At 53.9% G+C, this 20,537-nt stretch carries 17 protein-coding genes; 7 read left to right on the top strand and 10 right to left on the bottom strand.

Annotated features, from left to right (window positions below):
* Nucleotides 1-53 precede the first annotated feature (53 nt).
* On the top strand, nucleotides 54-1,133 hold the full coding sequence (gene queG / locus ACTHYN_RS02910) for a tRNA epoxyqueuosine(34) reductase QueG (RefSeq protein ID WP_441811003.1): 1,080 nt from the start codon (nucleotides 54-56) through the stop codon (nucleotides 1,131-1,133).
* Here the strand turns inward: queG and orn are convergent.
* The gene (orn, locus tag ACTHYN_RS02905; protein ID WP_441811002.1) at nucleotides 1,128-1,670 is read right to left on the bottom strand and encodes an oligoribonuclease; all 543 of its coding nucleotides are present in this window, start codon (nucleotides 1,668-1,670) and stop codon (nucleotides 1,128-1,130) included. The two genes, queG and orn, sit on opposite strands and share 6 nt — an antisense overlap.
* 294 nt (nucleotides 1,671-1,964) lie before the next feature.
* Here orn and rsgA point away from each other — a divergent pair, with 294 nt between their 5' ends.
* Nucleotides 1,965-3,038: a small ribosomal subunit biogenesis GTPase RsgA gene (gene rsgA, locus ACTHYN_RS02900; protein ID WP_441811001.1), complete on the top strand. Its 1,074-nt coding sequence runs from the start codon at nucleotides 1,965-1,967 to the stop codon at nucleotides 3,036-3,038.
* A 1-nt stretch (nucleotide 3,039) separates the two neighbouring features.
* On the opposite strand, the gene motB is transcribed toward rsgA, so the two are convergent.
* Together motB and motA are read right to left on the bottom strand one after the other, a co-directional pair.
* A complete protein-coding gene (motB, locus tag ACTHYN_RS02895; RefSeq protein WP_441811000.1) occupies nucleotides 3,040-3,999 on the bottom strand; it encodes a flagellar motor protein MotB in 960 nt (319 codons plus the stop codon).
* A gap of 25 nt (nucleotides 4,000-4,024) precedes the next feature.
* On the bottom strand, nucleotides 4,025-4,876 hold the full coding sequence (motA, locus tag ACTHYN_RS02890; protein WP_441810999.1) for a flagellar motor stator protein MotA: 852 nt from the start codon (nucleotides 4,874-4,876) through the stop codon (nucleotides 4,025-4,027).
* A 199-nt stretch (nucleotides 4,877-5,075) separates the two neighbouring features.
* Here motA and asd point away from each other — a divergent pair, with 199 nt between their 5' ends.
* A complete protein-coding gene (asd, locus tag ACTHYN_RS02885; RefSeq protein ID WP_441810998.1) occupies nucleotides 5,076-5,933 on the top strand; it encodes an archaetidylserine decarboxylase in 858 nt (285 codons plus the stop codon).
* Between the two features lie 50 nt (nucleotides 5,934-5,983).
* Here the strand turns inward: asd and epmA are convergent, their stop codons facing one another.
* Entirely contained in the window at nucleotides 5,984-6,952 is a 969-nt protein-coding gene (gene epmA, locus ACTHYN_RS02880; protein WP_441810997.1) for an EF-P lysine aminoacylase EpmA, read from the bottom strand.
* A 7-nt stretch (nucleotides 6,953-6,959) separates the two neighbouring features.
* Nucleotides 6,960-7,535, bottom strand: a complete 576-nt coding sequence (efp, locus tag ACTHYN_RS02875) for an elongation factor P (protein WP_441810996.1) — start codon at nucleotides 7,533-7,535, stop codon at nucleotides 6,960-6,962.
* Between the two features lie 45 nt (nucleotides 7,536-7,580).
* Between efp and epmB the strand changes: the two genes are divergently transcribed.
* The 3 genes from epmB to ACTHYN_RS02860 all read left to right on the top strand — a co-directional run bounded on the left by epmB (nucleotide 7,581) and on the right by ACTHYN_RS02860 (nucleotide 12,943).
* On the top strand, nucleotides 7,581-8,630 hold the full coding sequence (gene epmB / locus ACTHYN_RS02870; protein WP_441810995.1) for an EF-P beta-lysylation protein EpmB: 1,050 nt from the start codon (nucleotides 7,581-7,583) through the stop codon (nucleotides 8,628-8,630).
* 227 nt (nucleotides 8,631-8,857) lie between these two features.
* Complete coding sequence (locus ACTHYN_RS02865; protein ID WP_441810994.1) at nucleotides 8,858-10,666, top strand: GTPase; 1,809 nt, start codon at nucleotides 8,858-8,860, stop codon at nucleotides 10,664-10,666.
* A 192-nt stretch (nucleotides 10,667-10,858) separates the two neighbouring features.
* Nucleotides 10,859-12,943, top strand: a complete 2,085-nt coding sequence (locus ACTHYN_RS02860) for an EAL domain-containing response regulator (protein WP_441810993.1) — start codon at nucleotides 10,859-10,861, stop codon at nucleotides 12,941-12,943.
* A gap of 26 nt (nucleotides 12,944-12,969) precedes the next feature.
* On the opposite strand, the gene serB is transcribed toward ACTHYN_RS02860, so the two are convergent.
* Both serB and parC read right to left on the bottom strand, forming a co-directional pair.
* On the bottom strand, nucleotides 12,970-14,202 hold the full coding sequence (serB, locus tag ACTHYN_RS02855; protein ID WP_441810992.1) for a phosphoserine phosphatase SerB: 1,233 nt from the start codon (nucleotides 14,200-14,202) through the stop codon (nucleotides 12,970-12,972).
* The gene (parC, locus tag ACTHYN_RS02850; protein WP_441810991.1) at nucleotides 14,199-16,505 is read right to left on the bottom strand and encodes a DNA topoisomerase IV subunit A; all 2,307 of its coding nucleotides are present in this window, start codon (nucleotides 16,503-16,505) and stop codon (nucleotides 14,199-14,201) included. The genes serB and parC overlap by 4 nt, the downstream gene beginning before the upstream one ends.
* Before the next feature lie 277 nt (nucleotides 16,506-16,782).
* Here parC and ACTHYN_RS02845 point away from each other — a divergent pair, with 277 nt between their 5' ends.
* Nucleotides 16,783-17,043, top strand: coding sequence for a hypothetical protein (locus ACTHYN_RS02845; RefSeq protein WP_441810990.1), 261 nt, complete (start codon nucleotides 16,783-16,785; stop codon nucleotides 17,041-17,043).
* Between the two features lie 176 nt (nucleotides 17,044-17,219).
* Here the strand turns inward: ACTHYN_RS02845 and ACTHYN_RS02840 are convergent, their stop codons facing one another.
* The 3 genes from ACTHYN_RS02840 to ACTHYN_RS02830 all read right to left on the bottom strand — a co-directional run bounded on the left by ACTHYN_RS02840 (nucleotide 17,220) and on the right by ACTHYN_RS02830 (nucleotide 20,519).
* Nucleotides 17,220-17,801, bottom strand: a complete 582-nt coding sequence (locus ACTHYN_RS02840) for a YceI family protein (protein ID WP_441810989.1) — start codon at nucleotides 17,799-17,801, stop codon at nucleotides 17,220-17,222.
* A gap of 55 nt (nucleotides 17,802-17,856) precedes the next feature.
* Nucleotides 17,857-18,417 (bottom strand): cytochrome b, encoded by a 561-nt coding sequence (locus ACTHYN_RS02835; protein ID WP_441810988.1) that lies wholly within the window; start codon nucleotides 18,415-18,417, stop codon nucleotides 17,857-17,859.
* Nucleotides 18,418-18,743: 326 nt separating this feature from the next.
* Entirely contained in the window at nucleotides 18,744-20,519 is a 1,776-nt protein-coding gene (locus ACTHYN_RS02830) for an SLC13 family permease (RefSeq protein ID WP_441810987.1), read from the bottom strand.
* Between the last annotated feature and the right edge of the window lie 18 nt (nucleotides 20,520-20,537).

Raw genomic sequence — 20,537 nt, 5'->3', positions numbered from 1 at the left:
AATTAAATATCCGTACTCCCATTCTCTGAAAGGCGGATACAACCGTGGTGTTTATGAGCACGACAGAAACTGCTACATCTCCCAAACCAGAACTGACTGATTTACCAGCACTTATCCGGCAATGGGCCAGAGAGCACGGCTTTTCCGATGCCGGCATCACCACTGCAGATACCGGTGAGCACGCCCAGCATTTGCAAGACTGGCTGGATGAAGGCTACCAGGGCACCATGGATTATATGGGGCACCATGGAGACAAGCGCTACACTCCCAGCTCCCTGGTACCAGGCACAACGCGGGTAATCTCTGTGCGCATGGACTACATGCCGACGCCTGACAGCCCTAAAGAAGCACTTACTAACCGGGAGAATGCCTATATCACCCGCTACGCCCTGGGTCGCGATTACCACAAGCTCATCCGTAAGCGGTTGGCGTCCCTGGCAAAAAAGATTGATGAAGCAGTGAGCGGCTACAACTACCGGGCTTTTGTGGACAGTGCTCCAGTGCTTGAGCGGGCGCTTGCACAAAGGGCCGGGCTGGGCTGGATCGGCAAAAATAACATGCTGATCCATCCAAAAGCCGGGTCGTTCTTTTTTCTGGGCGAGATTTTTACCAGCGCGCCCTTACCGGTAGACCCCGGCTTTAACACCGATCATTGCGGCAGCTGCTCCTATTGTCTGGACAAGTGCCCAACAGATGCATTTGTGGGGCCGCACAAACTGGATGCCCGGCGCTGCATCAGCTACCTCACTATTGAGCTGAAAGACAGCATTCCGGAGGAATTGCGTTCGCTGATGGGTAACCGGGTGTTCGGTTGCGACGACTGTCAGCTTGTATGCCCCTGGCAAAAATTCAAAAAACCGACCCAAGAGGATGATTTCCAGCCCAGGCATGGCCTGGATAACAGCTCGCTGGCTGAGTTGTTTATGTGGACGGAGGAGCAGTTTTTGAAGCGTACGGAGGGCTCGGCTATCCGCCGAACCGGCTATGAGGGCTGGTTGCGTAATCTCGCGGTGGGGCTGGGCAATGCACCTTCAACCATTCCTGTAATTGAGGCGCTTAAACAGCGCGCGGACCATCCTTCGGATATGGTCCGCGAGCATGTTCAATGGGCCTTGGCGCAGCACGGTTTATAGCTTGAAGAAGTGCTCGCGGTAGTGGCGCAATTCATTGATGGAGTCGCGAATGTCGTCCAGGGCCAGGTGGCTGCCTTTCTTTTTAACGCCGTTCAGCACATCCGGGCGCCAGCGGCGGGCCAGTTCCTTGATGGTGGAAACGTCCAGGTTGCGATAGTGGAAGAAGTCTTCCAGTTCGGGCATGTATTTCACGAGAAAGCGACGGTCCTGGCCGATGCTGTTACCGCACAGGGGGGATTTGCCCTTTTCCATGTATTCCTTGAGGAAGGCGATGGTTTGCTGCTCGGCTTCGGCTGCGGTAATTTTGCTTTCCTGAACGCGCTTGGTCAGGCCGCTTTCACCGTGGGTTCTGGTGCACCATTCGTCCATGGCATCCAGCAGACTGTCGGGTTGGTTAATTGCAATAACCGGCCCTTCTGCCACCAGGTTCAATTCTGAATCGGTGATGATGGTCGCCATCTCGATGATGCGTTCTTTTTCCGGATCCAGGCCGGTCATTTCCAGATCAATCCAGACCAGGTAGTTGCCTGCTGACATTCTTTTTTCCTCTAAACTCTCAGACTTAGGTGAAAGGCGTGCCTACTTCTTGCTGTCCGGGAACCGCTACGAGCACATCCATGTGCGCTTGTCGTCGGCCATCCTTGGCCGCCGGCATTCCCGGACAGCAAGAAGCAGCCCCACCCCGTAGTTCAGTGATATATCCCGCCTGGCTTAAGTATTTTAGAAAAGCGAAGCTCCGCCCCGTAATTCAGCGTTATACCGTGAACAGCTAATGATGCAGTATGATGGCACAGCTACTACACCACTTTCATCCGTGTTAACTGAGACCCTATGGCAAAACGGCAACTGAACAAGCAACAGCAATTCCGGATCAAGAAGGTTCAGGAGGAACGGGCGGCCCGCGCGGCTCGTAAGGAGAAGTCGGTTCAGGCGCAGGCCGAGGCCGGTGAATTAGGGCCGGAGCAGGAGGGGCTGATTATTGCCCATTATGGGCAGCAGCTTGATGTGGAGGCCCTGGAGGGTGAACAAACCGGTGAGGTTGTGCGCTGCTTTGTTCGTGCGAATATCGATAGTTTGGTGACGGGCGATCGGGTTATCTGGCGACCCGGCAAAAGTGAAACCGGGGTGATTGTTGCCCGCTGCGAGCGTGATAATTTGCTGCAGCGACCGGATAATTTTGGTGCTGTAAAGCCGGTGGCAGCGAACATTGATCATATTATTCTGGTGATCGCGCCGGAGCCGGAACCCCATGACAATTTGATTGACCGCTATCTGGTAGCTTCCGAGACCACAGATATTCCGGCAGTGATTCTTCTGAACAAGACGGATTTGATCACGGATCAGAATCGTGAGCAGATTGATGCCCTGCTGGCACGCTATGCGGCGTTGGGCTATGAGGTGGTTTGCACGTCGGCAGTGCAATTCGACGGCGGGCCTTCGCCGGAGGTTGAGGCGTTGGTGAAGGGCAAAACCAGTGCATTTGTGGGCCAGTCGGGGGTTGGTAAGTCGTCGATTATCCAGACGTTGATGCCAGATGAGGCCATTCGGGTAGGTGCGGTCTCTGAAAGCACCGGCAAAGGCATTCATACCACCACCACTGCGAAGCTCTTCCACTTGCCCATGGGTGGCGATTTGATTGACTCACCGGGTATTCGGGAGTTTGGGCTCTGGCATATGACGCCGCAGGAAATCGAGTACGGGTTTCGCGAGATTCGTGGCGTTATCGGCGATTGCAGGTTTCGTAACTGCAGGCACATGGGCGATCCTGGCTGTGCCATTGATGCGGCAGCCGTAGCGGGCATTCTCAGCCAGGAGCGGTTGCGCAGCTTTCATCGTATTCTTCAGGATATGGCAGAGCAGAACCAGCGTGGGCTTAAAGCCAACCAGGATAACAACGCCCGGTGAGCTACCAGCTTAGCTCGCCGGGTGCGGGTTCTGGCTTGTCTTTAAGCCACTCGCCGCTCTCCAGCTGTTCCATGGCTTCTGTTTGCTCTTCCTCGGTAGGGGCTGTCAGGTCAATCAGCGGGGCGCCTTTCGCACTGGCACTGCTGTGGATGCTGTTCTCGGTTTTTTTATTCAGAACAATGATAGAAATGCGGCGGTTGACCGGTGCATTCGGCTTTTTCTTGTCAAATAACACTGAATCACTCAACCCCACTACTCTGGCAATCTGCTGCGCGCGCACTCCGCCGGCAACCAATGCGCGCCTTGCTGTGTTGGCGCGATCAGCAGAAAGCTCCCAGTTGGTATAACCGGGCCGACCGCCAAACGGTTTGGCGTCTGTGTGGCCGGTCAGGCTGAGCTTGTTATCCACCGAGCCGAGGGTTTTGGCCAGCTCGAACAAAATTTCCTGGGAATAGTATTTCAGCTCTGCTTTCCCGCTATCAAACATGGGGCGGCCAGAGCGATCTACTATCTGGATTCGCAGCCCTTCATCGGTGATATCAATCAGAAGTTGGTCTTTGAAGGCCTGCAGGGTTTGATTTTCTTCAATTCGCTGCTTTAACTCTTGAAACAGCTCTTCCATGCGACGCTGTTCAAGCGTATCAGACAGGGTATCCACCACGTCGTCGCTAATAACCATCGGGTCTGATTCAATATCCTGGCCGGCTTCGCTAACAACAGAGGCACTGCCTTCAAGATCCACCGGGTTGGGTGACCCGCCTTCGGTGAACCCCACAGGATCGCGAAAGTAGCCTTCCACGGCTTTTATCTGCTCGGGCGAGGCGGTTGCCGTGAGCCAGAGCACAAGGAAAAAGGCCATCATCGCCGTTGCGAAGTCGGCAAAAGCCACTTTCCACGAGCCACCGTGATGGCCCGCGGCAATGACCTTTTTTCGCTTGATGATTATTGGCTGCTGTTCCACGCGTCTACTCCGGGTTCAGGTTGCGCTATTTCGAGCGCACGTGGTCGTTCAGTTCCTGAAAACCAGGCCGCTTGTCTGTGGGTAGCGCCTTGCGGCCAAACTCGATGGCCATTTGCGGGGCCTGCCCTGAAACCGTTGCCACAATGGCAGATTTAACGCACTCGTAGGCTTTAAGCTCGTACTTTGCAGCATGCTCCATGGCAATGGAGGTGGGGCCCACAAAACCATAACCCATCCAGATGCCGAGGAACGTGCCCACCAAGGCCGCGGCCACACTCAGGCCTATGCGCTCGGGCCCCTCACTCAGGAAGTTCATGGTGATCACAATACCCAGAACCGCAGCAACAATGCCCAGCCCCGGCAACGCATCCGCAATCTTGTTAACGGCGTGTGCCGGCTCTTCAAGCTCATGCTGGCGGCTGTCGATTTCAGCTTCCATCATACCGTCCAGCTCGTGGGTGGCCATATTGCCCGCACTGATAATGCGCAAATAGTCTGTAATAAAATCCAGCAGTTTGTTCGATTTCATCACCGCAGGATAACGAACAAAAATCTCGCTGGATTCCGGGTTATCAATGTCTTCTTCGATGGACATCACGCCCTGCTTGCGGGATTTATCAAAAATTTCGTAGAGAAGGCTTAGCAAATCCATATAGTAGGATTTATTAAACGGAGAACCCGTTAACAGGCGCAAAATGCCCGAGAACACCTCTTTAACGGTGTGCAGTGGGTTGGCAATAATAAACGAGCCAAGGGCGGCACCAAAGATGATGAGAAGTTCGGTGGGCTGCCACAGCACCATGAGCTGCCCGCCATGAAGCATGTAGCCACCCAAAACGCTGGCAACAACAATAACGGCGCCAATAATAAGTAACATGGGGAGTATATAAGCCTTTACATTGAGGTTATCGGTCGGTACCGAACCTGGTCACAGGATTTTTCAGCACTGATCATAGCAAGGCGCTGCGACATGCGCGAAGCTGTGAAACAATTTCTATACATAGCAACACATGCGCAACATTCTTACCGCGCCATTTGGTAGACTTGGCGCCTTTGAGTACAAAGGACCCCAGTCAATGTTCGACAAGCTGTTTATTCTGAGTCAGTACGTCACTCCGCAGCTTGCGGTTTCCCGTGCTGCTGGTCGTTTGGCAGACAACGACCGCGCCCCTGCCCTGAAAAATCGGGTAGTAAAGTGGTTTGTGAAGCGCTATGGCGTTGATATGAATGAAGCGGCAGAGTCAGATCCAACCGCCTACCCCAGCTTTAATGCTTTTTTTACCCGGGCGCTCAAACCAGGCATTCGCCCACTTGCCGAGGGAGAGGACACCCTGGTTAGCCCGGTAGATGGCGTCATAAGCCAGCTAGGCCAGGTTACCGGGAACCGGGTATTCCAGGCTAAGGGGCAGTCGTTTAGTTTGTTAGAGCTTCTTGGTGGCGATACGGGCAGAGCAGAAGCGTTTTCAGAGGGTGAATTTTCTACGATTTATCTGTCGCCCAAGGATTATCACCGCATTCATATGCCCATGGCAGGTACGCTCAGGGAGATGGTTTACGTTCCAGGCAAGTTGTTTTCAGTAAACCCCACCACTGCCGAGAATGTGCCTAACCTGTTTGCTCGCAATGAGCGGGTTGTGTGCATCTTTGATACAGCGGCCGGGCCCATGGCGCTGGTTCTTGTCGGTGCGATGATTGTGGGCAGCGTTGAAACAACCTGGGCAGGTGTTGTGGCACCAGGTAACGGTGGTGTTACGGCTGTTTCTTATGAGGGGGAGAGCGCTATTTCATTTGCCAAGGGCGAGGAGATGGGGCGTTTCCGCCTGGGCTCTACGGTCGTGATGGTGATGCCTCAGGGTAGCGTTCGCTGGAATGCGGATCAGGTTGCAGGTAAGCAGGTTCGCCTTGGGGAGGCTTTTGGTCAAACCGGGGCTTGATTAAAACCGAGTCCGGCGTTGCCGGGAACCCCGCAATGTTTATATAGCCTTCAGGCTCGCTCCCATGGGAACGCCAATACGTCTGCAATGTCGCGGGTTCCCGTTTTCAGCATCAGCAGTCGATCAAGACCCAAGGCGACACCGGCGCAGTCAGGCAGGCCGTGCTCTATGGCGGCTAGGAAGGCCTCGTCAACGGCCATTTCAGGTTTTCCGGTGGCGTTGCGCAGGCGATTGTCTGCGTCGAAGCGAGCCCGCTGTTCGTCGGAGCAGGTAAGCTCCCAGTAACCGTTACATAATTCCAGGCCGTCGATGTAGAGCTCGAACCTGTGTGCGACGTCGAAGCCGTCAACGTGAGAGATTCTGGCCAGGGAAGCCTGGGATGCCGGGTACTGGGTGATAAAAACCGGAACACGGGTTCCCAGGTTGGGTTCGACGGCAAAGCTCATCAGCAAGTCCAGGCAGTCGTTGCGGCTGAGGTCCTGTAACTGCTCAGGTTCCAGCCACTGCCGGCAGGCCTGGTGAAGTTCCTCTTCGGGGATTACGAACGGGTCTATGCCCGCCCAGTCGATCATTGCCTGACGATAGCTTGTGACCTGTGGCCTGGGGCAGTTGAGCCAGCCGCAGACCAGGTCGGACACTTCTGCCATCAGGGCGGTATCGTCAAAACCGGTGCGATACCACTCCACCATGGAAAACTCCGGATTGTGGCGGCGGCCGCGTTCGCCATTGCGAAAGACTTTTGCTATTTGATAGATAGCGCCGGAGCCGGCCGCCAGCAGGCGCTTCATGTGGTATTCCGGAGAGGTTTGCAGCCAGCCGCCTTCAACGCCCAGGGCGCTCACCTGCGCGGGTATGCCATCAAGATTAGGATCGGTGACGCCGCAGCGGCCCAGCATGGGCGTTTCGACTTCCAATACATCGCGCTGGGCAAAAAAGCCGCGCACAAAATTTGATTGTTGTGCGCGGCTTTTCAGGGCTGCCCGGGTGACAGTTGGCTGCCAGTCAGGCTGTTTTCTCATCTTGATATCAGCTGCTCTTCACCCGGCTTACGTATTCGCCAGAGCGGGTGTCTACCTTGAGCACTTCACCAATGGTGATAAATAGAGGTACGCTTACAACTGCGCCGGTAGACAGGGTTGCGGGCTTGGAGCCGCCCTGGGCTGTGTCGCCTTTCATGCCAGGGTCGGTCTCAACCACTTCCAGCTCAACAAAGTTGGGCGGCGTGATAATTAGCGGCGCGCCGTTGTACAGGGTTACAGTGTAAATGTCTTGCTCTTTCAGCCACTTGAGTGCGTCACTAACGGCTTTTTCATCGGCCGGGTACTGCTCGAAAGAGCCGTCGGTTACCATGAAATACCAGAACTCCCCGTCGGTATACAGGTATTCCATGTCCTGCTCGACAACGTCTGCTGCCTCCAGGCTCTCGCCGGATTTGAAGGTGCGTTCCCACTGACGGTTGCTCATCAGGTTACGCAGCTTAACGCGGTTAAACGCCTGGCCTTTACCTGGTTTTACGAATTCATTCTCAAGCATGATACAAGGGTCGCCATCGAGCAGAACCTTGAGACCGCCGCGAAATTCGTTGGTAGAATATGAAGCCATGAAATGTCCACCTGCCAAAATGCTATTTAAAATTCAAAGGCGGCTATGATACAGCGAAGCCCTACCTATATAGAAGCCCGGCTTTCAGACGATGATAACCGGAGCTGGCAACAACTGCTTTCCAATTCGATAACCTCGCCAACAGAATTGCTGGAGCGACTGAACCTGCCTGCCGATCAGTGGTTGGCCGGAGCCGAGGCGGGGCACCGGTTGTTTCAGATCCGGGTTCCAGAGCCTTTTTTGGCACGCATGGAAAAAGGTAACCCGGCAGATCCTCTGCTGCGCCAAGTGCTACCCTTGAGCCTTGAAACCAACACTGTCGAAGGGTTTGTAACAGACCCCCTGGAGGAAGACGGCGCAATTCAAACCACCGGGCTCATTCGCAAATACCGCAGCCGCGCCTTGCTTATGGTTACGGGCCAGTGTGCAATTAACTGCCGTTACTGCTTCCGTCGGCACTTTCCCTACGATGAACAGCGCCTGAGCCCGGCAGACCGGCAAAAGGTGCTGGACACACTCGCGGCAAGTCCGGAAATCAATGAAGTGATTTTCAGCGGCGGCGACCCCCTGGCAGTCAACGACAGGCGGCTGTCCCACTGGGCCACCGCCATTAGTAGCATCTCCCACATTCGCCGCATACGGCTGCATACCCGTCTTCCGGTAGTAATTCCACAGCGAGTGTGTGATGCGCTGCTCAGGTGGATTAAGCACACACCCGTGCAGGTTGTGATAGTACTGCACATCAACCACCCGGCGGAAATTGACAAGCCAACCCGCCATGCCCTGAACCAACTCCGTTCTGTGGGCGTAACTCTCCTCAACCAGAGTGTCATTTTACGAGGTGTTAATGACGACGCAGATGTGCTGGAAAATCTGAGTGAGTCACTTTTTGACGCGGGCGTGCTCCCCTACTATCTTCATGCATTTGATCCGGTTGCTGGCGCTCAGCACTTTGATGTTGCGGATGAAAAAGCCAAGGGTCTGGTTCGGGAACTGCTTTCCAGACTGCCTGGCTTTCTGGTTCCCCGGCTGGTTAGAGAGGTGCCAGGAGAGCCTGCAAAAACGCCAATCGATCTTTTTTCAACAAGCTTATAGAAGAATTCAAGCGAAGCTGGCATGACATCATATGTCAAACATTGTTAACAGATGACTTTCTGGCTTTCTTGTACTGGCTTGCTATTTTAAAGTCGAGCACCGTCTATTTTGTAAAGATATGTATTTACGGTGCTTTCCTGATCAACCTGCATATTCAAACAGTCCCTACTGTGTTAGGTGAGAAAGCCCGGAATGCGAAACGTTCGTCCTGATATTGGCGCATATTCATGGAAGGCACGACTCTAAAACCCGATCTCCGTGTTCCAGAGCAGAAAACGGCCAGCCTGTCCTTCTGCGACACAACGCCAAAGGCGTTTAAGTTATGGACTCGCCAACTTCCCATGGCCAACATTGGTGAGGTATCTCGTCAGCTCTATCACGCCATCATCGAGCTTAACCAACTGTTTCTTGCGCCCCAGAACCGGCTACAGTTTCTTGATCTCATTCGCGAAAAGATTCATTTCGTTTGCAGTGAGCTCGCACGTCATTATTTGGGGCTTGCGGTTGCCTTACCTGAAAAGCAACGCAAAATTGCCAACCTGTCACAGGCACTTCAATTACATCTTGCCAGCGGCTACAAGCTATGCCTGCTGGAGGGCCTGGACGATGGCGGGTTGGACAAAAATCGCAAGCTGATTGCAACCTCTGTTCATCGGGCAACGTCTGAACTTGCGTCAACGGTTCTGCGCTCTCATCAGCTTTATTGCCCCAGCCCGGCGCACAGCTGGCTCGAATGTCACCGCATGTTCCGGTTTGCTCACCGCAACAAGCTGTCCGGAATAGTTGTTGAAGACACTAATCTGAAGCAAAAAAAGGCAAGTACCGTTGCCGATAGCTACAAACGGTTGCTCATGCTTGGCTGTGCAAGGCCCAATCAGCTTCGGCAAGCTGAACTACTGCAGGCATATGAGCTGTTTGAATCCTGGACAGAGTACTCCCGCTGTGGGCCAAACACCGGGGAAGACAGCCTTTTTGTTGTAAACCTTGAGAGCGACAATTCTCCAGTGTACACAAGCCTGCTGGAGAATAAGCCCGGCAATGAGAGTTTCGGGTTCGAGACCAGGGAGTTGGCCACCATGATTACCGAGAGCATGGAAGCACGGGGCCGCCAGCAACCACCACCCAACGACCTTATAATACCGGGAAATGTCAGCGACACTCTGCTCACTCACTTAAGCCAGGCACTTGGTGTTCTGGCAAAGAGGAATTTCAACCGGATTGCCAGCCAGGGCTCGCTTGAGATCTGTGTTGGATTAACCGCTGCGCACTATTTTATTGCGGGCGAAAAATCATTCACTGAATTCGTCACTGGCAACGATACTGGTGCCGAAGACGACGAGAATGTGTTTATTCGGGCTTCTCGCAAGAAAGAAGATGCCTGGAGCGGTGCCCATGATGCCGCACCGAGCGGTGAGCACCTTTACGCTGCAGACACGCCGATTAACTTTCGCGGCAGCTACGGTAATACGGCCACGCCTGCCAACGAAAAAAACCGGCCGAAATCACATTCCGCGCTGCTGGTAAACACCAGCCCCGGCGGCTACTGCGTTTCATGGGAAGCAAGCGTCCCCCCCACCATGCAAACTGGAGAGATACTGGGTGTGCGCGAACAACGCACGCACCCCTGGAGCATTGCGGTTGTTCGCTGGATTCGGCAAATCCGAAACCAGAGCACGCAAATTGGCATTGAATTACTGGCACCGAGTGGCTCCCCCTGCGGTGTTCGCCTTTTACAAAAAGTTGGCAACAGTAGCGAGTACCTGCGTGGCCTTTTGCTTCCCGAGATCAGCGTGATTAACCAGGCTGCCACTCTGGTTACGCCCCGGATGCCTTTTCAGCCAGGCAGCCGAATCTCGATGCTGCACGCCGGCCGAGAGGACCAGGGCCAACTCACAAAAAAGGTGTCGTCAACCGGCAGTATCAGCCAGTTTGAGCTGAAACTGCAGAATAATACCTCAGCCCCGGCTCCTACCAGTATTGCATCGCCGGCCGGCGCCAGTGAGGATGATTTTGATTCACTGTGGCCCTCCCTCTAAACACCGCCGGCGGATGGCCCGTATATCCGCCGGAGGCTTGTTATTAAGCCTCAACCCCTGCATTATTCAGCGATAGTGACAGTCCGGTCTCGCAGCACCCGTTCACAGTTTCCAGCAAGGTACTGTATCTAAAGCAGAACGCTTCTCTGCCGTGGCCGGCCCAGCCAACCTGTTTTACGAGACGTCTTTGGAATGCAGAAACAGAACGCGACCGTGCACCTCCTCATTCTTGACCCTTCACAAAATGATGCTGAATCCCTGATAAGTCTGCTCAGAAATGCCGGCAAAGCCACAAGGGCTCATCGCATCACATCTGAAGAAGACCTGGAAGAGGCTCTGAAAAGCAGCAACTGGGATCTGTTATTGGCTCGTGATATCGAGCAGGAATTCACAGCCGACCAGGCCCTCGCCATGATTCGGCGCATGGATAAAGACATTCCATGCCTGTTCCTCACTGAGGAAGAAAACCGGGACAGAACCGTGGCCGTAATGAAAGCCGGTGCTCAGGGCACCGTGCAATCCGATCACAATGACCTGGTGATACTGAAAACAAAACGCGAACTGGCAGCACTTGAGGATCGCCGCCGCCGGCGCGCGCTGGAGTCCCACCTGCGTGAAGCGGAACAGCGTTGCCAGTTGCTGCTGGAAAGCTCAAAAGATGCCATTGCTTACATCAACGATGGCATGCACATCTACGCTAACCAGTCCTACATGGAGTTTCTCGGCTACGACGACATTGACGACCTGATCTGTATTCCGGTTCTCGATACGCTTACGCCTGAAAGCCAGAATGACTACAAAATGTTTATGAAGTCGTTCGCCGAAAAAGGCGAAGATGGCATGACAATGAACTGCACAACGAAGCGCAGCGACAATCATGAACTGAATGTAACCATGTCCGTCTCTGCTGCCACCTACGATGGCGAAACCTGCACGCAAATCGTGCTTCAGCCAGAGCACAGCGATGCAGAACTGGAAGAGAAGCTTCGGGAGATCAGCAGCCAGGATCTGCTTACCGGGCTGTATAACCGCCAGTACCTGATGACCGAACTCGAACAGGCCATTGCCAGGGCCGGCAGAGATAACGAAACCGGCGCGCTGGCTTATATCGCACTCGACAGCTTTATGGCCATGAAGGGCCAGGTAGGCATTTCTGGCGCAGACTTGCTACTGGGGGATTTGGCCAGCCTTCTGAAACAGGAAGCGGGTGATGATCTGATGCTGGCGCGCCTGAGTGATGACGCATTCGGATTACTGTGCCTGCCCTGCGATGAGAAATCCCTTACCAGCCGGTGTGAACAGGTTCGCAAAACGGTGGATGAGCATCTGTTCGAAATCAACGGCCGCACCGTTCCATTGACCGTTAGCATTGGTGTTGCATCAATTACTGAAAACTCGCCAAAAGCGGAAGAGCTTCTGGCACGGGCGCACATTGCATCTTCCGAGGTACGCAAGCAGGAAGACCAGCCTCAAGGCAATGGTATCCGCGTATACAATCCGGCGGATTACGAAACCATGGATGAGAGCAACTCCATTGAGGCGATACTGAAGGCACTGGATAACGATCGTTTCCGGCTGTTGTTCCAGCCTATTATCAACCTTCGTGGTGACGGTGAAGAACATTACGAAGCATTCGTAAGAATGCTCGATAAAGATGAAAACGAGGTTTCACCTTACGACTTCCTGCCTCCCATGGGGCCCAGCGATACCGCGATCAAGATCGACCGCTGGGTTATTCTGCAAACGATAAAACAGCTGTCCAGCCATCGCTCCCAAGGCAACGATACCCGCATGTTCCTCAATGTGACGGCGGAAACCATACAGGACAAAACCTTCACATCCTGGCTCAGCGTGGCGTTGAAAGCCGCTCGCCTACCGGGTGACTCGCTGGTATTCCAGATCCGGGAGGGCGACGCAAATAATTACATGAAGCAGGCCAAAGAGTTTACTAAAGCTCTGCACCAACTGCACTGCAAAGTGTCAATTGCCCAATTCGGGTGTGCGCTAAATCCGTTCAATACACTCAAGCACATAGACACAGATTACGTGAAGATCGACGGCTCCTTTACGGAAGAGATTCAAAAGAATGAAGAGGCCAAGGAGCAGATAAAAGAAATGGTCAAGAGCCTGCAAAGTGCTGGCAAGCTCACGATTATCCCACTGGTAGAAAGTGCCGGGGTTCTGGCAACACTCTGGCAGGCCGGCGTGAACTACATCCAGGGTTACTATCTGCAGGCTCCGGTACCACAGATGAATTACGACTTTGGCGACAACTAAACCGGTTCAAATTGAAAGCCGCCGGCTCAGAAACCGGCGTTTTCCAACCCCTGATTTGTTTCGCTTTCACGGAAGCCTATCAGATACAGAATGGCGTCCAGACCAAGTGTCGATATAGCGTGGCGGGCAGATTCTTTAACAAGAGGTTTTGCCCGGAATGCAACCCCTAAGCCTGCCTGGCTCAGCATAGGCAGATCGTTCGCCCCATCACCCACTGCTATCACCTGCTCCCGGGCAATGTGTTCCTTCTCGGCAATTTCCAGCAACAGTTCTGCTTTACGCTTGCCGTCGACTATCTGGCCAGACACCTCTCCCGTCACCTTGCCATCCCGGATTTCCAGCTCGTTGGCGTAGACATAATCAATACCCAGCTTGGCTTGCAGGTGCCGGGCAAAGTACGTGAAGCCCCCTGAAAGAATAGCGGTGCGGTAACCCAATGCCTTCAGACTGCGGATAAGGCGCTCAGCTCCTTCGGTCATTTTCAGGCGATCAGCAACCCTCTCCAACACTGACTCATCCAGGCCTTTAAGCAGCGACAGGCGCTCAGCAAAGCTTTGGCTAAAATCCAGCTCTCCCAGCATTGCGCGCTCAGTAATCTCCGCAACCTGATCGCCAACACCCGCCTCAAGGGCAAGTTCATCAATGACTTCAGCCTCAATCAGAGTGGAATCCATATCAAATACCACCAGCCTGCGGTTGCGCCGAAAAATAGAATCTTTCTGGAAGGCGATATCCACGTTCATCTCACCTGCAATGTGCAGAAAATCGGCCCTCAACTGCTCAAGGTCCAGCGGCGTGCCGCGCACGGAGAACTCCAAACAGGCAGTTCCGCCGCCGGAGGCATTAAGCGAGGGCCTGGCAGACAGCCTGGATATATTGTCGATATTCAGTCCGTGGCGAGCGGTAATAGCAGATACGCAGGCAATTTGTTCAGCCTTAATATCACGGGATAGCAATGTGACAATGTAACAGGCGCGGTTACGGCCCTCGGCCCAGGTTTGATAGTCCTCAATGGTGATCGGGGCAAACCGCACCTGAAGGTCCAGGGCGTGAAAACGGAACAACAAATCACGGATCACCGGCGAGGATTTCGACTCATCGGGGATTTCAACAAGAATGCCCCAGGTCAAATGGTCGTGAATAACCGCCTGACCTATATCGAGAATCCGTACATCATACCGCCCCATGATGCCGGTAATCTCGGAGGTGAGCCCGGGCTTGTCGCGCCCGGATACATTAATCAGTACAAGCTCACTCACTGTCGCTGCTCCCCATCTTCAGAACTATCCTCTTCTTTTGCCCGGGCGGCGGAAGGAATAACCTCAATCGCATCGACTCTCTGCAAACCGCGAGGGAGTTTGTGTCCACGTCGACCGCGGTCGCCAATATAGTGTTCCAGATCGGCAAACTGCAGCCCCATTTTGCGCTTACCCGCACGGATTTCCAGTTGATCATCCTCGGCAAACACCGCTATGGCTACAACATATTCCTCACGGTTTTGTACCCGTGCAGAAGGAATGCTGATAATTTTGTTGCCCTTGCCTTTGCTTAGCTCCGGCAACTCGCTGAGCGGGAAAACAAGCATTCTGCCTTCATTGGAAACCGCCCCTAAATAGAGCGTATTCCCGGTATTGGGAATGGCCAACGGCGGCATTATTTTTGCGCCTTTCGGCACACTGACCACCGCCTTTCCGTTCCGGTTTTTGCTGATCATATCGTTCAGCGATGCCACAAAACCGTACCCGCCGTCAGTCACCAACAGCGTTTTGCGCTCAGGATCGCCCATTAGAACCCCTGCAAAGCTCGCCCCGGAAGGTGGGTTGATCCGGCCGGTCAGCGGTTCTCCCTGGCCTCTCGCCGAGGGTAGGCTGTGAGCCATAAGGGAATAGGCCCGGCCGGTGGAATCCAGAAAGATTGTTTGCTGATTGTTACGGCCGCGGGCAGCTAATGAAAAGCGATCGCCCGCCTTGTAGCTCAGCCCATCAGGGTCTATGTCGTGGCCTTTGGCAGCGCGCACCCACCCTTTATCGGACAAAACAACGGTCACAGGATCGCTGGAAACCAGGTCGTTCTCACTGAACGCCCGGGCTTCCCCACGTTCAACAATGGGAGAGCGGCGGTCATCGCCGTATGTTTCTGCATCTTCCAGCAATTCGTTTTTAATCAACTCCCGCAAACGATCTTCAGACCCCAGAATGGCCTGAAGCTCGTCTCGTTCTATGGCCAGCTCATCCTGTTCACCGCGGATTTTCATTTCCTCAAGCTTGGCCAGATGCCGTAACTTCAGCTCAAGGATGGATTCGGCCTGCTCTGCAGACAGCCCGAACCGCTCCATAAAGACCGCTTTCGGCTTGTCTTCTGTGCGGATAATATGGATGACTTCATCAATATTCAGGTAAGCAATCAACAGGCCTTCAAGAATATGCAAACGTGCCAGTACTTTATCCAGCCTGTGTTGCAAACGGCGGGTAACTGTTTCACGCCGGAACAGCAACCACTCTGAGAGCATCTGGTGCAGGCCCTTAACGCCCGGGCGGCCATCGTTACCGATGACGTTGATGTTTACCCGGTAGGTTTTCTCAAGGTCTGTGCTGGCGAACAAATGGGCCATCAGCCCTTCAAGATCTACCCGGTTAGAGCGCGGCACAATCACGAGCCGGGTAGGGTTTTCATGATCAGACTCATCGCGAAGATCCGCCACCATGGGCAGTTTCTTGGTTTGCATCTGGTGTGCAATTTGCTCAAGTACCCGGTTACCAGACACCTGGTGCGGCAGATCCGTGACCACAATCTCGCCGGTTTCCCGCACCCAGCGGGCACGCATACGCAGCGAGCCCCGACCGGTTTCATACATTTGGCGCAGACCTTTGCGGGGCGTGATTATCTCGGCATGGGTGGGGAAATCCGGCCCTTTCACATGCTCGCAAAGCTGATCCACGGTTGCCCCGGGATCGTCCAGCAACCGGATACAGGCTGCGGTTATTTCCCGAACGTTATGGGGTGGAATGTCCGTGGCCATGCCCACGGCAATACCGGTGGTGCCATTAAGCAACACATGGGGCAACCTTGCCGGCAGTACCGAAGGCTCATCCATAGTGCCATCAAAGTTAGGAACCCAATCGACCGTGCCCTGCCCGAGCTCGCCAAGCAGTACATCAGAAAAGCGAGCCAATCGCGACTCGGTATATCGCATGGCGGCGAAGGATTTCGGATCATCGGGCGCGCCCCAGTTACCCTGGCCGTCTACAAGCGGGTAACGATAAGAAAATGGCTGCGCCATCAACACCATAGCTTCGTAGCAGGCGCTGTCGCCGTGGGGGTGGAACTTACCCAGAACATCGCCCACCGTACGGGCCGATTTCTTGTATTTGGACGTAGACTTCAGGCCCAACTCTGACATGGCGTAAATAATGCGCCGTTGAACCGGCTTTAGTCCGTCCCCGACATTGGGAAGTGCGCGGTCAAGAATGACGTACATGGAATAATCGAGATACGCTTTTTCCGTGTAGTCTCTGAGTGAAACCCGCTCAAAGCCTTCATCCGTCGTCTGAAACTCTGGCATGGATGCCTCTTTGCCTGTATTGCCTGATTTTAAAGGAGTCCGTGATGCTACCCTGTGCGCCCGGAATAATCACGGGGCCGGTGCAGTCGGACATTATATTGAGCACCGGACAGATACACCAACAACCTGCAGATTTATCGGCTAAAAATGCCCGGCATTGCTCGCAGTCATCAATTCCAATAGCGGAATTCCCGCATGGAGAGTCGGTAAGGTGCGTCGTATGCTCAACGCCAGTGATGAATAGAAGACCGTTTTCCTTTCAAACAAGCGGAACACTATGAAACCCAATCTCAAAGCCTGCGGGCAAGCCATGGTTACGGCCATGGTGAATGCGGCACTAGCCGTCGCGCTGATGCTGCTTGTGGAGTTTGCTGTCAGCGGCAGCTTTCAGGTTCCTGCAACGTATCTCTGGGCAGGTCTGCTGATATGGCTGGTTATTTTTGCGGCTCAGTTCTGGCGCCAACGGCACCTTTGCCGCGCCTGTGATACAGCCCGGGGAACAGGCACACACCACCACAACCTTCATTCCGACGCATAGCGCCGAGCAAACCCAACTCTACATACCAAAATTTTCTGACATCTGGCCCTGCCAGGCTTTCACAAAAGCATAAACGCAATCAGACCAGAACAATCAACAAGTACGTGCAGGAGCTGGAAAACTGGCAGGCAGGCTCCGGACATAACCCCGGAACCTGTGATTGCAGAACGCCAGATTTACTGACGGATACCTTCAACAGAGATAATAATCTCTACCGTTTCGGACGCCTTACCAAGGTTCATCGGGATACCAAAATCTTCAAGGCGCAACTCCGTCTCTGCTTCAAACCCCATGCGATAGCCACCCCAGGGATCTTTGCCGTGACCGATCATTTCTGCATCCAGGGTTACCTCGCGGGTTACACCGCGCAGTGTGAGATCACCAATAATGTCTGCCTCGCCTTCGTCATCAAGCTCAACACGCTTACTCTTGAAGCTGGCTTCCGGATACTCGCCCGCATGCAGTAGATCTTTGGTGCGCAAGTGTTTGTCCCGCTCCGCGTGATTAGTATCCACGCTGGCCGTATCAATGGTTACGTTTACCGAGTTGTTTTGAGGGTTTTCAGCATCGTAAACAAACTGCCCATCAAACTCATTAAAGCGACCATAAACCCAGCTATAACCCAGGTGGGAAATTTTGAAGGTAATAAACTGGTGGTCTTTTTCATTATCAAAATCATAGGTGCCGCTTTCTTCATTGGCATGGACACCCCCGACAAGTGCCATGGAAACAGCCGATGCAAGCAGTAACTTTTTCATACTTTCTCCTTTAAAAAAGAAAAGCGGTGCTCCGTTCAGAGCAACACTGTGCAAATTACGTGTCCTCACGCCCCGGCACAAGCATCCGGCGCAGCGTGTTATCCCGGTCGATAAAATGATGCTTCAACGCGGCCGCGGAATGGAGCAGCGCAAGGGCAACCAAAGCCCATGTGCTCCAGTAATGCACCAACCCTGCGGTATCCTCAAGGCGTTTAACCTGGCCTGTGACAGAAGGTACATCGAACCAGCCAAACACACTCACAGATGAGCCGTCAGCCGTTGAAATCAGAAACCCGCTTACGATTGCGACAAAGATCAGAGCGTACATGAAGCCGTGAGCAATCAGGGCGCTGACAACTTCCCAGCGTTTATGCCCCGCCAGCGGCCTGGGGGACGTGCACACCCACCGCCAAAGCAGGCGAAACACCATCAGGCCGAACAATAAAACACCAACACTGCGGTGGATATCCGGAGCACGCTGGTACCACTCACTGTAGTAGGTCAGATCGACCATCCAGAATCCCAGGGCAAACAGGCCGAACACTGCCACAGCAGCAACCCAGTGAATAACAATGGTCATCAGGCCAAAGCCGGCAGATGTATTGCTTACTTGCATGGCAACCAAGACCCCGCATCTCTTAAATGTTACGTACACGCTGAAGTATAAGGAGTCGTATTCTCAAAAGAAATCTCTGCGTCTAACCTCTTACCGTCCAGATACATACCCACGTGGCACAAACGGCCCGAGCTATTAGGCTTTGGTTGTATACGGGTTGTACGGATTGTCGAAATTTATGGTTCCGATAGACTTTTACCATTCTTAACTGCTCCGACAGGAGCCTCATTGAACGAGAGGAAAAGACGTGGAACTTGAATTCGACGAATCTGTTGCCATTCCAAGCAATAACTGAGTATTTGGCCCCCTCTGAGGGGCCTCCATGATCAGCCAAACCCAACCCCGTATACCAGGGCAATCACCCCTACCGAGATCAGGCCAATAAACACATTCATTGGCAAACCAACTCGTACAAAATCCCCGAACCGGTACCCACCCGGGCCGAATACCATCGTATTGGTTTGATAGCCAAGAGGCGTCGCAAAGCTTGCCGATGCAGCCATCATTACCGCAATTACAAACGGTTCAGTGGCAACGTCCAGAGTATTGGTCATAGACAGTACAACCGGAATAACCAGAATGGCTGCAGCGTTGTTGGTAATAACTTCGGTGAGCGCTGAAACTGAAAAATAAACCATGAACAGAGCCAGCAAAACGTGCCCTTTGCTTAGCCCCAGAATGGCACCTGCCACATAGCTTGCAGCCCCGGTTTGCTGCAAGGCGGCGCCCAAAGCGAACGACGCTGCAATCGTAAGTACCACAGGCATATCAACGGATTTCTGTGCCTGCCCTACCGAACAACAACCGCTCAGGATCATCAATGCCGCTCCTATCAGTGCTGCGTTCAGCATGCTGAGAACACCGCAAGCAGCTAATCCAACCAGCACAACCAGAATACCCCAGGACAACCAGGCACGATCATGCCTCGGGGCTTCGCTTTCCAGGTCGTTTATAAGTAAAAAATCATTGTTGTAGCGTTGGCGACTAACAAACGCGGGCCGGGCTTCCAGAAGCAGCACATCGCCGGGTTTCAGGCGAATGTTACCCAGATTTCCTGATACTCGCGCGCCACCCCGGGCGACGGCCAAAACAACAGCGCCATAGCGTTCACGAAAACGAGCATCCCGGATTGTCAGGCCCAACACCTCCGACTGAGGAGACAACGCTGCTTCCATCAGGCAGCGCTCTGCACGATCCTGGCTCAGGCTGGGCTCTTCGGCATGCACTGAAGGCACAACGCCATTTATCCGCAGCAGATCGGAAATCGCCTGGGTATCACCTGCAAAGACTAACCGGTCGCCACCGCAGAGGCGCTCCTCAGAAGGCACTGCCGTCACTACGCTGCCATCGCGTTCAATCTCTACCAGGTAGAGGTGCTCCAGCTCTCGCAGGCCTGCCTGGCCCACGGTCTTGCCAACCAGTGGCCCACCCGGAGCAATCGCCACTTCCAGAGTAAACTCCCTCATGGAACCAAACTTATGCCTGTCTTCCCGATTTGGCAGTGCCCTGGGCAAAAACAGTAAAATGGCAGCGATACCAAGCATAGCCACGGGCAAGCCAACGGCAGTGATGGAAAAAATGGAAAGCCCCGGCTCGCCGGTCAACTGCTGGTATTGGCCGTTAACAACCAGGTTGGTACTGGTACCAATCATCGTCAGTGTGCCGCCTAAAATAGCCGAATAGCTGAGGGGGATCATAAGCTTGGATGGCGCTATGCCAATTTTCCGGGACCATGCATGAATGGCGGGAATCATGGTTGCAACAACAGGCGTGTTGTTAAGAAAGCCACTTAGCAGGGCAACCGGAAGGGTAATCCGCGCCTGGGCCGAGCGCACGGTTTCGGGGTTTCGGAGCAGATGCCTGACCAGTAAATCCACTCCGCCAGAATGGTGAATACCTGCAGCCACTACAAACAGGGCGACAACGGTAATCAGCCCGGTGTTGCTGAATCCCATCAGCGCCTGGTCGGCCGAGATAATGCCGCTGGCACTGAGCACAACAAGCACCCCCATCATCACCAGGTGGGGTGCATAGCGTCCTGAACTCATGAGTATCAGCGCCACGCCCGCCAGACCCAACGCAAACCAGCCTTGCCACTCCATTTACAATGCTTCCCGATC

The organism is Marinobacter sp., assembly GCF_052091845.1.
GTDB lineage: Bacteria > Pseudomonadota > Gammaproteobacteria > Pseudomonadales > Oleiphilaceae > Marinobacter.
The sequence above is the reverse complement of the archived record's forward strand: the minus strand, read 5'-3'. Positions and strand labels throughout refer to the sequence as shown.